Origin of the sequence: Sphingobium sp. CFD-2 (assembly GCF_024611135.1) — a bacterium.
Taxonomy (GTDB): domain Bacteria; phylum Pseudomonadota; class Alphaproteobacteria; order Sphingomonadales; family Sphingomonadaceae; genus Sphingobium; species Sphingobium fuliginis.
Map to the genome: position 1 here is coordinate 1,695,970 of NZ_CP084405.1, position 17,537 is coordinate 1,713,506.

Here is a 17,537-nt window from a genome sequence, read left to right on the forward strand (position 1 = left end):
ATAACACGATAAATCTAATTCCTTTGATCGGATTTTTCAATCACTTCTGCAATCGGCCGAATTAGGCCGGATTCGCAGCGCACGGGACCAGAGGCGCGAACACGTCAAAGCATCGTTTATGCTAAGTATGGGGTCATCACACCCCGAATCAGGCGGTGACGAGCGCCTGCCTTGTCCAGGCGACGAGTCGCGCACGGTCCATCGCCCCGGCCTGTCGGGCGACCTCGCGGCCACCCCTGAACAGGATCAGCGTCGGAATCGACTGAATGCGGTAGCGCCCGGCAATACCCTGCTCAGCTTCGGTATCGACCTTCAGGAGCCGGACATGCGGCTCCAGCTCCGCAGCGGCCGCCTTGAACGCCGGCGCCATGGCGCGGCAAGGTCCGCACCAGCTCGCCCAGAAATCGACGAGAACCGGCAGGCTTCCGCGACCTACATGCCGATCGAATGCCGCCTGGTCGACATCGACCGGCTGTCCCTGGAAAAGCGGCATTCCGCATTTCCCGCAAATTGGCGCCGCGCCGATCTTCGCTGCAGGAACGCGGTTGATGCTCGCGCAAACCGGGCAGGCTACCAGCGGGACATCGGACATGCGCTTCTCTCCTGTGGAACGCCAATACCGCTTAATCGTTTACCCGCATGATGTAACCGTGTAAGGGAGAGGGTTCAAGACTTGCCTCTCTGCAGGAGTGAGAAAGTTGAACTCGAACGCAGACGACAATGCCGTGTGCTCCCCTATCCAGATCGGCGATCCCGCGCCTGATTTCCGCGCCCGCACGACGATGGGCGACATGACCCTGTCCGGCCATCGCGGCCGCTGGGTACTGCTGTTCTCTCATCCCGCCGATTTTACGCCGGTTTGCACCAGTGAATTCGTCGCCCTCTCGCGCGCCAGCGATCGGTTCAAGGCGCTCGGCTGCGACCTGGTCGCGGTGTCGGTCGACAGCCTCTATTCCCATCTCGGATGGATCAGGGCGATCCGCGAGCATTTCGGCGTGACCATCGCTTTCCCGATCGTCGAAGATCCCTCGATGGTGATCGGCCGCGCCTATGGAATGCTCGCGGACAACGCCCCCGACGCGGCCACGCTGCGCTCGACCTTCTTCATCGACCCCGAAGGCATTGTCCGCGCCAAGCTCTGCTATCCAGCCACCATCGGGCGATCGGTGGAGGAGCTGCTTCGAGTCCTGACCGCGCTGCAACGGGTCGACAACGACAACATAGTGACCCCCGAAGGCTGGCATCCCGGCGATGACGTGCTTCTTCCGCCCTATCAGGACCAGCACGGTGCGCTCGATGCGGCGGGCGATGGCTGCTGGTTCCACCGCACGCAGCCCGACAAGCATGGGAAGACAGGCAAGTGATGACTTTCACCGATACGCAGCTTGAAGAGGCTGCCAGCGTCCTCAAGGCGATCGCCCATGACGTCCGCCTGAAGCTCCTGCGGACGCTCCTCGAACATGGCGAGAAGTCTGTAGGCGAACTCGAAGCCCTCACCGGCATCGGTCAACCGGGCCTGTCCCAACAACTCGCAATTTTGCGCAAGGCGGAACTGGTTCAGACGCGCCGCGATGCGAAACTCGTTTTCTATAGCATCGTATCGGCCAATATGGAGGGAACAGCGAAATTGCTATGCGCTCTAGCGGGAACTCCGATAAATAGAGGAGACACTGCCGCGAAAACAAAGCGACCTTTTCCCCAGGGATCGGTCGCTACCTTCGCCAAGATTTTGTGACGATATTGTCCTGGACGATGTCTTCCAAGAAAGTTCTGAACATCATCGCTGCAACGTTAGAGAGCATTTCGAGGCTTGTGGAATACCATAACTGCAAGCATTCGCCGTAAGCGCCTCGCCTGATCCGCTCCAGCGCCCGGCTCATGGGAGCAATTTCGCGGTCAAGAAGCGAGGTCTGGCCTTCGAGGGCGGCATCGTCCTCCATTTTCCCTGCTTGAGCTCAACCAGTTCGCGGACGTCGCCCACGTCCTTGCAAGAACTCCATGGAATCAATCTCAGCGCCACTATCGATCCGGGCTTCACCGATCAAATTCGGAACCATACGTAAGGACAGACGAAGATCGGCGAGTTTACAGATGATTGGCCTGCGACCCGCGCATAACCAGCCTATTGGACCGCCGGCGAGAGAATGAGAGGACCGATGAGTAGCGTACCCACCATAACCTTCCACGGCGCTGCCGGCACAGTCACTGGTTCCTGCATGGAACTACGCCATGGCGGAAAGACGATCCTCATAGATTGCGGCTTGTTCCAGGGATCCCGGACGCTGGAAACACTCAATCGCGACCCCTTCGCGTTCGACGTGCGCAAGATCGACGCCGTTGTCCTGACGCACGCGCATATCGACCATAGCGGCCTGCTGCCCAGGCTCACGGCGGAAGGGTATCGCGGGCCGATCTTCGCGACACCGCAAACCCGCGACCTTCTGTATTACATGCTGCCCGACGCCGGACGAATTCAGGAGGGCGATGCGGAGCGCCGCAATCGACGGCAGGATCGCCGGGACGAGGAGCCGATCGAACCGATCTATACCGAAGCGGATTCCAAAGCGGCCTATGAACAGGTCGAGACAGTAGCGCTGCACGACTGGTTCGCACCTGCCGCCGGTTTTCGGGCGCGCTTGTGGAATGCGGGCCATATCCTGGGTTCCACATCCGTGGAGATCGAGGTCGGTGGCGTGCACTTGCTCTTCTCCGGCGACCTGGGTCCAGACCACAAGGCCTTTCATGCCGATCCCGAGGGTCCGGCAGGACTCGATCATGTGTTCTGCGAGAGCACCTATGGCGACCGCGTCCGCGAGGACGTGACGATCGAGCAGCGCCGGACTTTGCTGGAAGCCGAGATCAATGCAGCGCTTACGCGCGGCGGCAACCTCGTCATTCCCGTTTTCGCGCTCGAACGCACCCAGGAATTGCTCCTCGATATCGCGACCCTGATCAACACCGGACGCCTGGCGCATCCGCAGGTGTTCATCGATTCGCCACTTGCGACCCGCGCGACAGAGGTGTTCGCCAAACATGCCGGGGAACTCGAAGACATGGGCTCGGGTGAAATCTTCCGTCACCCCTCGTTCCACTACACTGCCAGCACGATGGAATCGATGCGGCTCAACGACATGTCCGGAGCCATCATCATGGCGGCATCCGGCATGTGCGAAGCGGGACGCATCCGTCACCATCTGCGGTACAATCTCGGCCGCCGTGAATCGACGATCCTGTTCGTCGGTTTCCAGGCCGCAGGCACCCTTGGCCGGACAATCCTCGATGGCGCGAACCGCGTGCGCATCTGGGGGCAGGACGTCGCGGTGCGCGCGCAGATCCGGCGGATCGACACTTATTCGGCGCATGCCGACCAGAAGGATCTGCAGCGCTGGATAAGGGCGCGGAAGCCGATCGATGGCAGCCTGTTCCTGGGACACGGCGAAGAGGGCTCGATCGAGACGTTCCGCCGCCTGATGCAGGCGGACGATGCCGCGGCATCGATTGTCACGCCGAAGATCGGGGAAACCTATTCACTGCCGTCACGCGCCCCGTCCAAGCGCCTGAAGACCGGAAAGCCGGAACTACAGGAGGCTGTCGGCCGCGATTGGCAGAATGACTATGCGGATTTTTCGACCCATCTGAAAAAAGAACTGCAGAATATCGAGAGCGCGTCGGGCCGGCGCGAGGCACTCGCCCGCATGGCCGAGATTCTGCATTCCTATCAGGCCTATCGCGAGCATCGTAAGAGCCGATCGAGCTGATCGGCGAAAACAAAGTGACCAGCCCCAGACATAAACGGGTGCGGCCACCCGCGAATTCGCTATATATCATAGTTTCATCAAAGGAGTAATTATGTCGAATACCCCCCACACCCTGAGCGAGGAATTCCCCGGTCAGATGGACAAGATTCACGCCTTGAAGGCTTCGGACTCTCGCTTCGCGCAGCTTCTTCTCGATTATGATGTCGTGAATGACGAAATCCACGTGGCTGAAACCAATATCGAACCGACCTCGCAAGATCACGAGACCGAACTTCGCAAGCGCCGCCTCGCGATCAAGGATCAGATCGCCGAAGCCCTGTCGCAGGCCGCCTGATCTGCCCAAGGGCCGGATGCCGCGCGTTCGGCCCTTACGACAATAGCCGGCCATGGCTCTGCGTCGCCACAAATTCACGGCCAGCAACGAAAGCGCGCATCCCCGCTCAGGAATGGACCTGAACCAGCTTCGAACCAGTCACGAGCTGCCCGCTCATCGCTCCTAGCGAAACACCATGAGCGCGGCGATACCGGCAGCAGATGCCAGAACTGATGCGAAGAGTGGGCCGGACGCCTTCCAGCCTTGCTTTGATGGCCCTGCCAGTACCAGCGTGAGTACAGCCTTCCACATCGTGTTGGCGAGCACGGGCACCGCAAGCACCAGTCCGGCCGTGTCGGGTTTCAGCATATCCTCAGGCAGCCCCGCGAGCGTGAGTACGGCTGCGTCCACATCCCACATGCCCGTAAGGCCAAGCACAACGACAATGCCCTGATCGCCGAACCGCGCGAGCGCCCAACGTGCCGGGACAGCAATCAACGCAACCGCGCCCGCCAGCAGAAGCGCCGGCCCGAAATCCAGCGGATTGCCCAGCTTCACCTCGCTGGCGCCATCACCATCCACCTTGGAGCGTAGCGCCAGAAGGGTTGTCAGACCGCCGACGACGAAAGCCGGAACCATTGCAAGCGCGAGCGATGTGCTGGCGTAGGGGATGAGGGTAAAAGAGAGTATCTGGACGCGCGCGAACATCACGAGCGAGGCGAGCGCAATACCAGCAATCAAGGGGCCTTGCGGACCATCATTGGCGCGCAAACGCCGGGCATAGGCAACAGTGACCGCCGTGGACGATACCAATGCCCCGAACAAAGCGGTTATCATGACCCCCTTGTCCGCGCCGAGCCGACGACTGGCGACATAGCCGGCGAAGGAGAGTCCGAGCACGACGACGACGACCATCCAGATTTGCCGCGGGTTCCAGGCCTCAAAGGGGCCGTAGCTCGCATCCGGCAGCAGCGGCAGGATGACCAACGCGACGATCGCGAACGTGGCGATCGATTCGACCTCCTTGTGGCTCATCCCTTTGAGCATGGCGTGGGATTGCTGCCTGAGCGTCAGGATCAAGGTGGTTACCGCCGCGACGGCCAGCGTCTCGCTCACCAGGCCCTGCCCGGCCATATATCCCAAGGCGAAGGTGATAATGCCGACCAACGTATTGGTGATGGACAGGCTGGCCGTGCGGGCTTGTTCGCTGCGATATCCAAGAACCAGGCTGGCAGTGACCGCCAGCCCGATTACCGCCGCAAGGCTTTCGGGCATATGGCTGGCAAGGCCGCCGGCAAGACCGAGCAGGCCAAAGGTGCGCAAACCGCTGACCCGGCTGCCATCCGCTGCCTCGCGCTGCCGCCAGCCTCGCTCGATACCGATCAGCACGCCTACCGCGAGCGCCGCAGCAAGCGAACGAAGCAGTTCCATATCAAGCGATATCAAATGATCACTCCACGGCAAGGTAATCGATCGGGAACGGTAGTATGAACGCGGCAGATAGGCTCCTCCTTATGCGCGACGTGGATTGAATGGATTTGATTACGCGCGCCAAATCGATCCGCCCCCAGGCCAGCTACAGATATCCCTATATTAGCGGCGATCCTTCAAGTTGATTGTTCGACCCTTGCCGACGAGACTCAAGAAGGTCGGTCGATGACTCACCACCACGACTCCGGTCCCTGTCTCGCGAAGCCACGCGTCGAGGTGGCCCGCAAGCCGCGCCTCCGTCGCCATGTCCAACCCCTCGCTCGGCTCGTCGAGCAGCAGCCACGGCCTGCCGGCAAGCAAGGCGCGGGCGATCGACAACCGCTTGCGCTGGCCGCCCGACAACCGCGCTCCGCCGTCGCCGACCCATTGGTCAAGCCCATGCGGCATCGCGCGAATATCGACAGCGAGGCAGGCGACTTCCAGCGCCGCCCAAAGCCGTTCGTCGCTGAGGCCGGGGCGCGCCACACGCAAATTGTCGCGGATGGTTCCCGACAGGAGCTGGGCATCCTGGGGCGAGAGCGCGAATGCCGCTCGCACGTCCTCGGACGGCAGGGAAGCAAGAAGCTGGTCATCAAGAGCAATGCCACAATGCTCGCCAGCGGGCCGAATACCAGCGAGCGTTTCCAGAAGGCTGGTCTTGCCGCTGCCGGATTTGCCTGAAATCCCCAAGCGCTCGCCCGCCACGATCCGGACATGCAGGCCGTCCCGATCAAAGGCAATGCTCCGCGCGGGCGCCATGGATGCCGTCGCCTTGCGGACAAGCGCAGAGGGTTGACCCGCCATGCCCTCCAATCGCGAGAGGGCGGCCGCGACCAGCGCGCTTCGCGATACGCCGCGCACATAGCCGGAAAGGGCCTCGATCGCACCCGCCGCCGCCAGCACGGCAAGCACTGTCAACGGCGGAGTAAAAGTCGGCCATTGGGCGGCGCAAAATCAGGCCGGGTGATCCGTGTGCTGGCGAGCGCCGCGAGGGCGTAGCCCGAGTGGGGGTCGCCAACACACGGATGGTCTTTTCTGTCAGGGGTTGGAGCGTGCCTTGCGCGCCTGGCTTTGGGCCAGACGATAGCTCTCTCCGTTCATCTCGAGTATGGAGACGTGGTGGGTAAGCCGGTCGAGGAGCGCGCCTGTCAGGCGCTCGGAGCCGAACGTTTCGGTCCACTCGTCGAACGGCAAGTTGCTGGTGATCAGCGTCGAGCCGCGCTCGTAACGCTGCGAGATCAGCTCGAACAGCAGTTCCGCGCCGGTTTTCGAGAGCGGCACGAACCCCAGTTCATCGATGATGAGGAGCTTGTATCCGGCCATTTGCTTGTGGAGGCGCAGAAGGCGGCGTTCGTCGCGTGCCTCCATCATCGCGCTGACCAGCGCGGACGCGGTGGTGAAGCCGACCGTCAGGCCCTTCTGGCAGGCGGCAAGGCCGAGGCCGATCGCCACATGGGTCTTGCCGGTTCCCGAGGGACCAAGGGCTATGACGTTCTCGCGGCGGTTGATCCAGTCGCAGCGTGCCAGTTCCAGCACCTGCATCTTGTTGAGCTTGGGGATCGCGGCAAAGTCGAAGCTGTCGAGGCTCTTGGCGGCCGGGAACTTCGCAGCCTTGATCCGGCGCTCGACCATCCGGCGTTCCCGGTCGATCAGCTCCAGTTCGACAAGCCGGGCAAGGTAGCGGACGTGATCTGCGCCCTCGGCCGCGCATCGCCGGGCCAGCTTGTCATGCTCGCGCAGGAAGGTTGGTAGCTTGAGCGTCTTGAGGTGGCTGGCCAGTAACAGCTCGGGGGACGGACTGCTCATGCCGCATCCTTCGCATCGCCCGAGAGCAACTGCATGTAGGAGCGCGCCGATGTCGTCTCCACCCTGGCTCTGGGCAGATAGGGATAGATCGCCATGTCCAATCGGGGTGGTCGGCGCTCCACCCGGCACAGCAGGAGATGCTTCACGGCATCAAAGCCGATCGCCCCGATATCGAGAGCCTGCTTTACGGCCGCATGCAGATCGGCAAGCGTGAAGCTCTCCAGCAGACGCAGCACCTGCACATACTCGCGCCGACCATGCTTGCCCATACGAGCTTCCATGAGGCGGCGCAGCGTTGCAAACGCTTCGGGCAGGTGCCAGCCTTGCAGGGGCGCTGCCTGATCGAGCGCATTGATCTTCTGTTCGATCAGGGGAAGGTAATGGATGGGATCGAAGATCACGTCCTCGCGCTCGTAGCTGCGCACATGACGGGCAATGACCTCGCCCCGGCAGCCGATCACCACCTCGCCGACATAGCCCCGGATCCATACCTCCTGATGGCCGAAGCGCACCGGCACCGAGTAATCATTGGTCCGGTAACGCACCAGCGCCTGCGACGAGACCTGGCCGCTGGTCTGGTCACAAGCCTCGAACGGGGCAGCCGGCAGTTCCTGCATCGCCGCCAGATCGCGCTTCAGCCTCTCGCCGATCGTCTCGCTCTCGCCCCGCAGCCGGTCGTTCTGACGCTTGCGGCATTGCTCCTCGAGCCACAGGTTGAACGCCTCCCACGTCGCGAACCGGGGGATCGGCACCATGAAGTTGCGGCGAGCATAACCGACCAGCCCTTCAACACTGCCTTTGTCGTTCCCCCTGCCGGGACGGCCGTAACGATCGCGGATCAGGTAATGCGACAGGAAGCCGCTGAACAGCCGGGCGCGCTGCCTCGTGCCGTCGGGCAGGATCTTCGAGACCAGGCAGCGGTCGTTATCGTAGACGATCGACAGCGGCACCGCGCCGAAAAACGCGAAGGCGTGCACGTGGCCGTCCATCCATGCCTCGGCAACGGCAGCGGGATAGGCGCGCACGTAGCAGGCGTCGCTGTGCGGTAGATCGAGCACGAAGAAATGCGCCTTCTGCACAACACCGCCGATCTCGACCATGGCCTCACCAAAATCTGCCTGGGCATGGCCGGGCGCATGCGCCAGCGGCACGAACATCTCCCGGCTGCGCTGCTCGCGCTGTCGGATGTAATCCTTGATGATCGTGTAGCCGCCGGTGAAACCGTGCTCTTCGCGAAGGCGGTCAAATACCCGCTTCGCCGTATGACGCTGCTTGCGCGGAACCTGACGGTCACCATCAAGCCATGCATCGATGATCGGAACGAACGCTTCCAGCTTGGGCCGCCGCACCGCCGCCGTCCGGCGGTAACCGGGGGGCTCCGAATACGACAGCATCTTGCGGACCGTGTCGCGCGATACGTTGAAATGCTTCGCCGCCTCACGCTGGCTCATGCCGCCCGCGCAAGCAAGACGCACCTTCAGGTAAAGATCCACGGTATATATCTCCACGCCCTCCCTGCTCGCGCAAAGAAGGCAAAGTGGACGACTTTTACGCCGCCCGCAGCAGCACTTCGCCGCCGCCACCGTGGTCTAATTTTGCACCGCCGTTCTCAAGGACCGTCACCGGCAGGGAGGCATGGGAGAAGATCAGCATCGCGCCCATGGCGATGCCCCCACCCAACACGAGGCCCGCATCGATGATCGCTTCGCCGCGCGCGAACCGAGGTCGCGCGCTGTCCAACTCGGCCGTCTCGACCGCGAGGCTTCGCCCGATCGCCGGAGCGAGATCGTAGGCAAGGATTTCGGGCGAAGCGGCGGCATAGTCCACCATGCTCGCCTTGAGCCGCGCCAGCGCCTCCGCCATATCGGTCGCGGCGCTCGCCAGCAGGCGGGGGGTCGCCAGATGCGCCCAGAGGACAAGACCGGCAAGCAACGCCAGCAAGGCAAGGCTCGTCCAGGGGCTGGCCAGCCACGCAAGGGCAAGGCCGATGGCAGCGCCGGCGAACGCGGCGGGCAATGCCGGCTTACGGACCAGATTGTCCTCCAGCGCGCCGATGTCCTGCACGAGCCGCGTCACGGCATCGCCCGCCGATACGGCCCGCACGTCGCGCACCGACAGGATGCGGTCGAACAGGCGCGCGCGAACCGCGGCGAGCGCCATCAAGGCCGCGCGGTGGCCATAGAGCCGTTCGCCGTAACGCGCCGTCGTCCTTACGATCGCGAGCAGCCTGATCATCGCGCTCGGCACCAGGTAGTTGAAACCCTGCGCGGCCAACACGCCGCCCAGCCCGGCCAGTGCCGCGCCGGTGATGAACCATCCAGACAGGCCCAGCAGCAGGACCGCGGCGATTGTCGCAGCGGAGGCAAGCAAGCCCGCGATTCGGAAGGCGCGGCGTTCGGGGCCGATAGCTTCAGCGAGCAGCAGGTCCATATCCGCGCGGCTCATGAAAGCACCATTTCTTTGGTGGCGATCGCGGCCAGCTCGGCGCTGTGCGTCACTATCAGGACCGTGCGGCCCTTTGCGGCGGACGCCAGTATCCCGGCGATGTCGGCCGCCGATCCCGCGTCGAGATCCGCGGTCGGTTCGTCGAGCAGCCAGAGCGGCGCGTCCTTGAGCAACACGCGCGCGATGCCGACGCGCCGGCGTTCCCCACCGGACAGGCCCGACCCGCGATGATCGAGCGGCAAGGCCAATCCCTGTCCGCGCGCTTCGATCATCGGCCCAAGGCCTGCCAGATGGGCCACGGCTTCGACTGCCGCATCGTCGGCATCGGGACGCGCAAGACGGATATTGTCGGCCAGCGTGCCCGGGACGAACGCAACCGTCTGGCCCGCCCAGCCGACATGGCCGGGAAGCGCAACCTCGGCCGCATCCCGGCCGTCAACCAGAATCCGTCCCCCACCAATGGGGGCCAGCCCCAGCAGCGCATGGAGCAGGCTCGATTTGCCGACCCCGGTGCTTCCGCGCAGGGCAAGGCTGGTGCCCGCCGGGATATCCAGCGTGAAGGGACCGATGGCCGTCTCGCCATAGTCGATCACCACGCCGTCAAAGCGCAGCGCTGGCGGCCCTTCGATCGCGGGTTTCGGCGCGGGCGGAGAAGCGGGCGCGAGCGCTTCAAGGCGTTCCACCGCAGCCTCCCCGACCTGCTTGTCGTGATAGGCGGCGGCAAGGCGGCGCATGGGAAGATAGAATTCCGGCGCGAGGACAAGAACAAACAGGGCTTGGCCCAGGGTCAGCTTTTCGGGAGCCGGAAAGGGCAGGATGCCGAGCAGGTTGAAGCCGCAATAGAGCGCGACCAGCGCCACCGACAGCGCCGCGAAGAACTCGATGATCGCGCTCGACACGAAGGCGACCTTGAGCACATCGATCGTGCGCGCGGCGACCTCGCGGGTAGCGTCGGCAAGGTGGCGGCCGATACGGTCCTGCGCGGCGAAGGCGACGATCACCGGGAGCGCGCGCACCCGGTCGACGAACAGGCCCGACAGGCGACTCAGCGCATCGAGCTGGCGCGCGGCGGCCCGCGCGGCCGCCGTTCCTGCGAGCGCCATGCCCATGGCAAAGGGAATCAGCGTCGCGAGCATGATCACGCCGGCGACCCAGCTCCCAAATACGGCAGCAATCGCGATTATGAGCGGGGACAGGACCGCGGCGCGGCGCAGCGGCAGGAAGCGGGCATGGAAGCCGCCCAGGTCCTCGATCCGGTCGACGGCATCGGCGACCGCCTCGCCCAGCATCCGGCGATCCCCCGGCGCGGCGACGAGAATGCCTGGATACACCCGCTGGCGCCAGTTCGTCTTGACGCGCATAGCAGCCGCTTCGCCGGCGTTGGTCGCACCGATCTGCATCCCGGCGCGAAGCAGGGCGGCGGCTATCAGTCCGCCCGCGGCAAGCGCAAGATGGCCCTGCCCCGCCCCTTGCTCCATTGATGCCACGGCTCCGGCCAGCGCCGCCGCCATGAGGATCGCCGCGCCGCTGTCGCCGATCCAGAAAAGGGCCGCAGCCTGTCTATCTAACGGGTTGCTCATATACTCAATTACGAGTAACGAATAATCATAATCTTTTCAACCGACTCAGGACACCCATGGAAGCCGGGCCGGAACGCAAGGAGTCTTGCCATGGACATGGCTGTGATCGAGCTTTCACGCCTCCAATTCGCCCTGACGGCTCTCTACCATTTCCTGTTCGTCCCCCTGACGCTCGGCCTCTCCTTCATCCTCGTCATCATGGAGAGCATCTATGTGATGACGGGCCGTGAGATCTGGCGCACCGTCACGCGCTTCTGGGGCAAGCTGTTCGGTATCAACTTCGTGCTGGGCGTCGCTACCGGCATTACCATGGAATTCCAGTTCGGCACCAACTGGTCCTACTATTCGCATTATGTCGGCGACATCTTCGGCGCGCCGCTCGCCATCGAAGGGCTGATGGCCTTCTTCCTCGAAGCGACGTTCGTGGGCCTCATGTTCTTCGGATGGGACAAGCTGTCCAGGGTCGGGCATCTGCTCACCACCTTCATGGTGGCTCTCGGCTCGAACCTATCGGCGCTGTGGATCCTCGTCGCCAATGGCTGGATGCAGAATCCGGTGGGATCGCGCTTCAATCCCGAAACGATGCGGATGGAAGTCTCCGACTTCATGGCGGTGCTGTTCAATCCGGTCGCGCAGGCGAAGTTCGTCCATACGGTGAGCGCGGGCTATGTCTGCGCCTCCGTTTTCGTGCTGGGCGTCTCGGCCTGGTATCTGCTCAAGGGCAAGTGGGTCGCGGTCGCGCGGCGCAGCTTCACGGTCGCCGCCGCCTTCGGCCTTGCCTCGTCGCTGTCGGTCGTCGTGCTCGGCGACGAAAGCGGCTACGCGCTGACCGATAACCAGAAGATGAAGCTCGCCGCGCTCGAGGCCATGTGGCACACTGAGCCCGCGCCCGCGGGCATTGCCGTTGTCGGCTTTCCCAGCGTCGCCGACCGCGAGACCTATTTCGAGGTCAAGATCCCCTATGTGCTCGGTCTCATCTCCACGCGCAGCCTGACGGGCGAAGTCTCCGGCATCTTCGAACTGGTCGCCAGGGCGCAGGACCGCATCGAGAACGGCATCAAGGCCTATGATGCGGTGGAAAAGCTGAAGGTGGACCAGAAGGACATGGTCGCGCGCGAGGCATTCGAGGAAGCCAAGGCCGATCTTGGCTATGCCCTGCTGCTGAAACGCTTCGTCGCCGATCCGCGGCAAGCCACGCCCCAGGACATCGAAAAGGCCGCATGGTCGACCGTGCCCAATGTCCCGGTGATGTTCTGGGTGTTCCGGGTGATGGCCGGCCTCGGCTTCTTCTTCATCGCCTTCTTCGGCGCCGCCTTCTGGATGGCTTCGATCCGCAAGCTGAACTGCGACAGCCGCTTCTGCCGCACCTTCCTGCGCGCGGCGGTCTGGGTCATCCCGCTGCCGTGGATCGCCATCGAATTTGGCTGGATCCTGGCCGAGATCGGCCGCCAGCCCTGGGCGATCGATGGCGTTCTGCCGACGTTCCTTGCCGCCTCGAGCCTGACCGTCGCGCAGCTCTGGACGACGATCATCGGGTTCACGGTGATCTATGGCGCGCTCGCCGTCATCGAAGTGCGGCTGATGCTGGCGGCAATCCGCAAGGGACCGGACCAGCATCGGCCTCCGGCGCCATCCCCCGAAACCCACAGCGGCTACGCGCCCATCCCTGCCGAATAAGGAGAACAGGTCATGGCACCTCCCATCGACTATGAAACGCTCCGGCTGATCTGGTGGCTGCTGATGGGCGTCCTCCTGATCGGCTTCACTCTCACCGACGGCTTCGACCTCGGCACCGCCGCGCTGCTGCCCTTCGTCGCGAAGACCGACGCCGAACGGCGTCTCGTCATCAACTCGATCGGCGCGACCTGGGAAGGCAACCAGGTCTGGTTCATCCTCGGCGGCGGCGCGATCTTCGCGGCCTGGCCGTTCGTCTATGCGGTCAGCTTCTCGGGCTTCTATCTGGCCATGTTCCTCGTCCTCGCCGCGCTCATCCTGCGGCCCGTGGGCTTCAAATACCGCTCGAAGAAGCCCGATGCCACATGGCGCTCGCGCTGGGATTGGGCGCTGTTCGTCGGCGGGTTCGTGCCTGCGCTGGTGTTCGGCGTCGCGGTCGGCAATGTCCTGACCGGCATCCCCTTCCGGCTCGATAGCGATCTGCGCTCCTTCTACGAGGGCAGCCTGCTCGGCCTGTTCCATCCGTTCTCGCTGGTCGCCGGGCTGCTCTCGGTCGCCATGATCGTGCTGCACGGCGCGAGCTGGCTTGCGATCAAGATCGAACGCGGCGTCGTGCATGACCGCGCGCGCGCCTTCGGCAAGGTCGCGGCGGTCGCGTCGATCCTGCTGTTCGCGCTGGGCGGGGTCATGGTCGCGAAAATGGGCATGGGCTTCCGCCTGACCCATGCGGCCGATCCGCTCGGCCCGTCCAATCCGCTGCTGTCGGGAACGGTCGCGGCGCCGGGGGCCTGGCTCAACAATTATGGCGCCCATCCCTGGATGCTGATCGCCCCGATCCTCGGCTTCGCGGGGCCGCTGCTGGCGTGGATCGGCATCCGCAAGGGCCGCGAGGTTCTGGCCTTTGGCGGCTCATCGATCGGCGCGATCGGCATCATCGCGACCGTGGGCCTCTCGATGTTCCCGTTCATCCTGCCCAGTTCGATCGACCCGGCCTCGAGCCTGACGGTCTGGAACGCCTCGTCCAGCCATGTGACTTTGTTCATCATGCTGGCCGTGACGGTGATCTTCCTGCCGATCATCCTGCTCTACACCGCCTGGGTCTACAAGGTCCTGTTCGGCCGCATCACGCTGCGCGATGTCGACACCAACCCCGACTATTACTGAAAGGACGACTTTCCATGTGGTATTTCAGTTGGATTCTGGGCGTGGGCCTCGCCGTCGGGTTCGGTATCCTCAACGGCATGTGGCATGAATTCCACGCCGATCCCGATGAGGACATTGCGGCCTGACCGCGACGGATCATGATTGCCATCGGCCCTCTCGCGCTCGCGTTGGAACGGCTGTTCGCGATTCTCGGGATCATCGCCTTCCTGGCGGCGGCGAACTGGATAGGCCGCCGTCGCGGCGTGGATTGCGATACGGCCGCGTGGCGGGCATTGCTCGCTGGCCTCGTTGCAGCTCGCGCGGGTTTTGTGGCGCAGAACTGGCATGCCTTCGCCATCGAACCCGCAACCATCCTCTATGTCTGGCAAGGAGGTTTCTCGCCGCTCCCCGGTCTGGTGACTGCCGCAATCGTGCTGGGCGTGTCACTACGGCGATCTCGCGCCCTAGCACCTTTGACACTCGTCTTCGCGGGCTGCGTCGCGGTCACATCCGGCGCCACGGCAGCGGCCCTTGCCTCGGCGCAGCGACCTCTACCGCAAGGAATCGTTCTCCAGTCGCTGGACAGCGGAACGAGCCTGCTCGACGATCGCCGGGGCAAGCCGTTCGTCGTCAATCTCTGGGCAACCTGGTGCCCGCCGTGCCAGCGTGAAATGCCGATGATGGTCGTAGAAGCGGCACACTCGGCCGTGCCGATCCTGCTTGTCAATCAGGGCGAGGATGCAGACAACGTACGTGCGTGGCTGGACAGCAAGCGCCTTGAAGCGGCGCACGTCCATCTCGACCGCGACCTGCGCATAGCTGCCGCGACCGGCTCGGCCGGGCTTCCCGCGACGCTGTTCGTCGACAGCAAAGGCGTGATCCGTGCGCTCCATGTCGGTGAAATCTCGCGGGCCGCCCTGCTCGCGGGACTACGCGATCTGAAGTAGAGTTTCGATCAAGGAGAAGACCATGACCAGACAAGTGAATATTGGAATCGGCGAGGAAGATCGGGTTGCGATTTGCGAAGGCCTGAGCCGCCTCCTGGCGGACACCTACACTCTCTATCTGACCTCGCACAACTTTCACTGGAACGTGACCGGGCCGATGTTCAACAGCCTCCATGCCATGTTCATGACGCAATATACCGAGTTGTGGAACGCGATCGACCCGATCGCCGAACGCATCCGCTCGCTCGGACAGCCCGCACCCGGTTCCTACGCGCAGTTCGCCAAACTCAGTTCCCTGCCCGACGCGCCGGAAGTGCCGCCGAAGGCGCTCGACATGGTCGACATCCTCGCCAAGGGGCATGAAGCGGCCGCCCGCACGGCGCGCACGCTGTTCCCTCTGGTCGAGAAGGCGAGCGACGAGCCGACCGCGGACCTGCTCACCCAACGGATCGGCGTGCATGAGCAGGCCGCATGGATGCTGCGCGCCCTGCTCGAAGAGTAAGACACGCTCAACGACTGGCCCCGGCCGCGCAATCTCTGCGAGGCCGGGGCCGTTAGCGAACTGCCGCCATTGAAAGGACGAGACCTTGGCTACGTCAAAGCTGGCAAACATCCTCCTCGATGCGCTCGAAGACGAGCGGAAGGCGGAGGCGACCTATGCCGCCGTGATCGAAAAGTTCGGCCCTGTCCGGCCCTTTTCCAACATCATAGCCCGCCTTATTCACCAAAAGTGTCCTGAAGGGTTGGCGGGAGTGGCGTAAGCCTCTGATCTGAATTAGGAACTGGGTGTCTAAGCCGAACCTGCCGCAGGGCAGAAAATGCCACGGGCCACACCCGCCATGAACGATGATATCGCAAGCTCATTTGGATTCCCAGCAGTCGGCCGCAAGAAAATCACAGCTGCGTTCGACGGTGGCCGGCTTACCTCGGATGGCGGTGTTCTACTGCTTGCACAGGCCGAGCGCGCGATGGGGATTTGCCAGCGCCTGGCGGCTTGTATTGCCGATCCGCGCGATCCAGCGCGGGTGATCCATCGCCTGGATGACATTCTGCGTGCCCGTGTGTTCGCGATTGCGTGCGGCTATGAGGATGCCGATGATCTCGATGCTCTGCGCGACGATCCAGGCTTCCGCCTGGCGCTCGGCAAGCTGCCGGAATCGGGCGCGGGGCTGGCCAGCCAACCGACGATGAGCCGGTGGGAAAATGCACCGACTACGCGCGAACTGGCCAGCATGATGGCCGCGATGATCGACATCTACTGCGCCAGCTATCCCGCCCCTCCGACAGCGGTCACGCTGGATATCGACGACACGTGCGACGTCGTGCATGGCTATCAACAGCTCTCGTTCTGGAACGGGCATCATGGGGAGCGCTGCTTCCTACCGATCCATATCTACGACACCGCGACCGGCAGGCCGGTGGCCATGCTGCTGCGCACAGGCAAGACGCCTTCTGGAAAGGAGGCGGCGGGGCACATCCGACGCCTGGTGCGTCACCTGCGCCGTAATTGGCCCGATACCCACATCACTATCCGCGGCGACGGGCACTATGGTCGACCCGAGGTCATGGCCTACTGCGATGCGGCCCGCGTCGATTACGTGTTCGGCCTGCCCACCAATTCAGCGCTGCGCGCCGATCCCGCCATTGTTGCGGTCGCCGATGCCTGCGCGGTCAAGCGCGCCCAGCGTCAGTGTCCCGTCCTGCGCAACTATGCCGAGACCCGCTATGGGGCAAAGACCTGGAAGTGCCAGCGTCGCGTCGTTGCACGGATCGAGGCCAGCACGCTGGGCATGGACATCCGCTATGTCGTCACCTCGTTGGCAACAGGATCGGCCGAGCACATCTACGACACGCTCTACTGCGCGCGTGGTCAGGCCGAGAACCTGATCAAGCGCCACAAGTCCCAGCTCGCCAGCGACCGAACCTCGTGCCGCTCGGCCAATGCCAATCAGATGCGCCTGATACTGCACACTGCCGCATACTGGCTGCTATGGCGCATCCAGCAGGCGATGCCCAGGACCGCTGCTCTGGCAAGCGCGGAGTTTACCACCTTGCGCCTGCGGCTGCTCAAGGTCGCTGCGCGCGTCGTAGAAAGTGCTAGCCGCATCCGCATTGCCTTCGCTTCCGCCTGTCCGGATGCCGACCTGTTCCGCGCCCTCGTTCTCCGGCTGAAGCCTGCGCCGACGTAGCCCATGCGGCAGCGCCGCAGAACTCCGAGCCCAGCCCTTCAACCCGAAAAGCCCATCAATCCGAATGCGGTGAAACAAACGCCAGCGATGCCGGTCGTCCGCGCAATACAGCCAGCCGCAGCAAATGCCCAGAGCGGGCCCGAAACCGAGCGTCGTGAATAAGAGAGGATAGAGGCCGAACAGCGCCATGCCGCCGCACTTGAGCGCCAGCT

At 63.6% G+C, this 17,537-nt stretch carries 19 protein-coding genes; 11 read left to right on the forward strand and 8 right to left on the reverse strand.

The genetic code is table 11. From position 1 onward, the window contains the following. Positions 1 to 148: 148 nt before the first annotated feature. The gene (gene trxC / locus LDB29_RS08125) at positions 149 to 592 is read right to left on the reverse strand and encodes a thioredoxin TrxC (RefSeq protein WP_021246250.1); all 444 of its coding nucleotides are present in this window, start codon (positions 590 to 592) and stop codon (positions 149 to 151) included. 106 nt (positions 593 to 698) lie between these two features. On the opposite strand from trxC, the gene LDB29_RS08130 reads away from it, so the two are divergent. Both LDB29_RS08130 and LDB29_RS08135 read left to right on the forward strand, forming a co-directional pair. Then, positions 699 to 1,364 carry a peroxiredoxin gene (locus LDB29_RS08130; protein ID WP_030091404.1) on the forward strand — a complete coding sequence of 222 codons (666 nt, stop codon included), beginning with the start codon at positions 699 to 701 and terminating at the stop codon, positions 1,362 to 1,364. After that, positions 1,361 to 1,735 (forward strand): helix-turn-helix transcriptional regulator, encoded by a 375-nt coding sequence (locus LDB29_RS08135; RefSeq protein WP_030091403.1) that lies wholly within the window; start codon positions 1,361 to 1,363, stop codon positions 1,733 to 1,735. The genes LDB29_RS08130 and LDB29_RS08135 overlap by 4 nt, the downstream gene beginning before the upstream one ends. On the opposite strand, the gene LDB29_RS08140 is transcribed toward LDB29_RS08135, so the two are convergent. Then, the gene (locus LDB29_RS08140) at positions 1,713 to 1,940 is read right to left on the reverse strand and encodes a hypothetical protein (protein ID WP_030091402.1); all 228 of its coding nucleotides are present in this window, start codon (positions 1,938 to 1,940) and stop codon (positions 1,713 to 1,715) included. The two genes, LDB29_RS08135 and LDB29_RS08140, sit on opposite strands and share 23 nt — an antisense overlap. A 216-nt stretch (positions 1,941 to 2,156) precedes the next feature. Between LDB29_RS08140 and LDB29_RS08145 the strand changes: the two genes are divergently transcribed. After that, a complete protein-coding gene (locus LDB29_RS08145; RefSeq protein ID WP_030091401.1) occupies positions 2,157 to 3,758 on the forward strand; it encodes an MBL fold metallo-hydrolase in 1,602 nt (533 codons plus the stop codon). Positions 3,759 to 3,849: 91 nt separating this feature from the next. Further along, positions 3,850 to 4,092: a YdcH family protein gene (locus LDB29_RS08150; protein ID WP_030091400.1), complete on the forward strand. Its 243-nt coding sequence runs from the start codon at positions 3,850 to 3,852 to the stop codon at positions 4,090 to 4,092. Positions 4,093 to 4,254: 162 nt separating this feature from the next. Here the strand turns inward: LDB29_RS08150 and LDB29_RS08155 are convergent, their stop codons facing one another. The 6 genes from LDB29_RS08155 to cydD all read right to left on the reverse strand — a co-directional run bounded on the left by LDB29_RS08155 (position 4,255) and on the right by cydD (position 11,372). Beyond that, positions 4,255 to 5,517, reverse strand: a complete 1,263-nt coding sequence (locus LDB29_RS08155; protein ID WP_210766563.1) for an MgtC/SapB family protein — start codon at positions 5,515 to 5,517, stop codon at positions 4,255 to 4,257. A 147-nt stretch (positions 5,518 to 5,664) separates the two neighbouring features. After that, on the reverse strand, positions 5,665 to 6,453 hold the full coding sequence (locus LDB29_RS08160) for an ATP-binding cassette domain-containing protein (protein WP_257556993.1): 789 nt from the start codon (positions 6,451 to 6,453) through the stop codon (positions 5,665 to 5,667). A 126-nt stretch (positions 6,454 to 6,579) separates the two neighbouring features. Further along, complete coding sequence (gene istB, locus LDB29_RS08165; RefSeq protein ID WP_054944222.1) at positions 6,580 to 7,347, reverse strand: IS21-like element helper ATPase IstB; 768 nt, start codon at positions 7,345 to 7,347, stop codon at positions 6,580 to 6,582. Beyond that, positions 7,344 to 8,840 carry an IS21 family transposase gene (gene istA, locus LDB29_RS08170; RefSeq protein ID WP_082430708.1) on the reverse strand — a complete coding sequence of 499 codons (1,497 nt, stop codon included), beginning with the start codon at positions 8,838 to 8,840 and terminating at the stop codon, positions 7,344 to 7,346. Before istA ends, istB begins: the two co-directional genes overlap by 4 nt. Positions 8,841 to 8,895: 55 nt before the next feature. Further along, positions 8,896 to 9,792, reverse strand: a complete 897-nt coding sequence (locus LDB29_RS08175) for a hypothetical protein (protein ID WP_257556835.1) — start codon at positions 9,790 to 9,792, stop codon at positions 8,896 to 8,898. After that, positions 9,789 to 11,372 (reverse strand): thiol reductant ABC exporter subunit CydD, encoded by a 1,584-nt coding sequence (gene cydD, locus LDB29_RS08180; protein WP_030091398.1) that lies wholly within the window; start codon positions 11,370 to 11,372, stop codon positions 9,789 to 9,791. Before cydD ends, LDB29_RS08175 begins: the two co-directional genes overlap by 4 nt. A gap of 90 nt (positions 11,373 to 11,462) precedes the next feature. On the opposite strand from cydD, the gene LDB29_RS08185 reads away from it, so the two are divergent. The 7 genes from LDB29_RS08185 (at position 11,463) to LDB29_RS08215 (ending at position 17,325) form a co-directional block, all read left to right on the forward strand. Continuing rightward, positions 11,463 to 13,049 (forward strand): cytochrome ubiquinol oxidase subunit I, encoded by a 1,587-nt coding sequence (locus tag LDB29_RS08185; protein WP_030091397.1) that lies wholly within the window; start codon positions 11,463 to 11,465, stop codon positions 13,047 to 13,049. A 12-nt stretch (positions 13,050 to 13,061) separates the two neighbouring features. Next, entirely contained in the window at positions 13,062 to 14,210 is a 1,149-nt protein-coding gene (cydB, locus tag LDB29_RS08190; RefSeq protein ID WP_030091396.1) for a cytochrome d ubiquinol oxidase subunit II, read from the forward strand. A gap of 14 nt (positions 14,211 to 14,224) precedes the next feature. Next, positions 14,225 to 14,335 carry a cytochrome bd-I oxidase subunit CydX gene (cydX, locus tag LDB29_RS08195; protein ID WP_030091395.1) on the forward strand — a complete coding sequence of 37 codons (111 nt, stop codon included), beginning with the start codon at positions 14,225 to 14,227 and terminating at the stop codon, positions 14,333 to 14,335. 12 nt (positions 14,336 to 14,347) lie between these two features. Next, entirely contained in the window at positions 14,348 to 15,136 is a 789-nt protein-coding gene (locus LDB29_RS08200; RefSeq protein ID WP_030091394.1) for a TlpA disulfide reductase family protein, read from the forward strand. Between the two features lie 22 nt (positions 15,137 to 15,158). Further along, positions 15,159 to 15,638, forward strand: a complete 480-nt coding sequence (locus LDB29_RS08205; RefSeq protein ID WP_021246237.1) for a Dps family protein — start codon at positions 15,159 to 15,161, stop codon at positions 15,636 to 15,638. Positions 15,639 to 15,723: 85 nt separating this feature from the next. Next, on the forward strand, positions 15,724 to 15,897 hold the full coding sequence (locus LDB29_RS08210; protein WP_257556844.1) for a hypothetical protein: 174 nt from the start codon (positions 15,724 to 15,726) through the stop codon (positions 15,895 to 15,897). 78 nt (positions 15,898 to 15,975) lie between these two features. Then, positions 15,976 to 17,325, forward strand: a complete 1,350-nt coding sequence (locus tag LDB29_RS08215; protein ID WP_013039775.1) for an IS1380-like element ISSp1 family transposase — start codon at positions 15,976 to 15,978, stop codon at positions 17,323 to 17,325. Positions 17,326 to 17,537 lie beyond the last annotated feature (212 nt).

Bases quoted from the DNA above. Each gene is read 5' to 3' on its own strand.
- cydB (WP_030091396.1), top strand. From the start codon at position 13,062: ATGGCACCTCCCATCGACTATGAAACGCTCCGGCTGATCTGGTGGCTG.
- LDB29_RS08200 (WP_030091394.1), top strand. From the start codon at position 14,348: ATGATTGCCATCGGCCCTCTCGCGCTCGCGTTGGAACGGCTGTTCGCG.
- cydD (WP_030091398.1), bottom strand. From the start codon at position 11,372: ATGAGCAACCCGTTAGATAGACAGGCTGCGGCCCTTTTCTGGATCGGC.
- LDB29_RS08185 (WP_030091397.1), top strand. From the start codon at position 11,463: ATGGACATGGCTGTGATCGAGCTTTCACGCCTCCAATTCGCCCTGACG.
- cydX (WP_030091395.1), top strand. From the start codon at position 14,225: ATGTGGTATTTCAGTTGGATTCTGGGCGTGGGCCTCGCCGTCGGGTTC.
- LDB29_RS08215 (WP_013039775.1), top strand. From the start codon at position 15,976: ATGAACGATGATATCGCAAGCTCATTTGGATTCCCAGCAGTCGGCCGC.
- LDB29_RS08175 (WP_257556835.1), bottom strand. From the start codon at position 9,792: ATGAGCCGCGCGGATATGGACCTGCTGCTCGCTGAAGCTATCGGCCCC.
- LDB29_RS08140 (WP_030091402.1), bottom strand. From the start codon at position 1,940: ATGGAGGACGATGCCGCCCTCGAAGGCCAGACCTCGCTTCTTGACCGC.
- LDB29_RS08205 (WP_021246237.1), top strand. From the start codon at position 15,159: ATGACCAGACAAGTGAATATTGGAATCGGCGAGGAAGATCGGGTTGCG.
- LDB29_RS08150 (WP_030091400.1), top strand. From the start codon at position 3,850: ATGTCGAATACCCCCCACACCCTGAGCGAGGAATTCCCCGGTCAGATG.
- LDB29_RS08145 (WP_030091401.1), top strand. From the start codon at position 2,157: ATGAGTAGCGTACCCACCATAACCTTCCACGGCGCTGCCGGCACAGTC.
- istB (WP_054944222.1), bottom strand. From the start codon at position 7,347: ATGAGCAGTCCGTCCCCCGAGCTGTTACTGGCCAGCCACCTCAAGACG.
- trxC (WP_021246250.1), bottom strand. From the start codon at position 592: ATGTCCGATGTCCCGCTGGTAGCCTGCCCGGTTTGCGCGAGCATCAAC.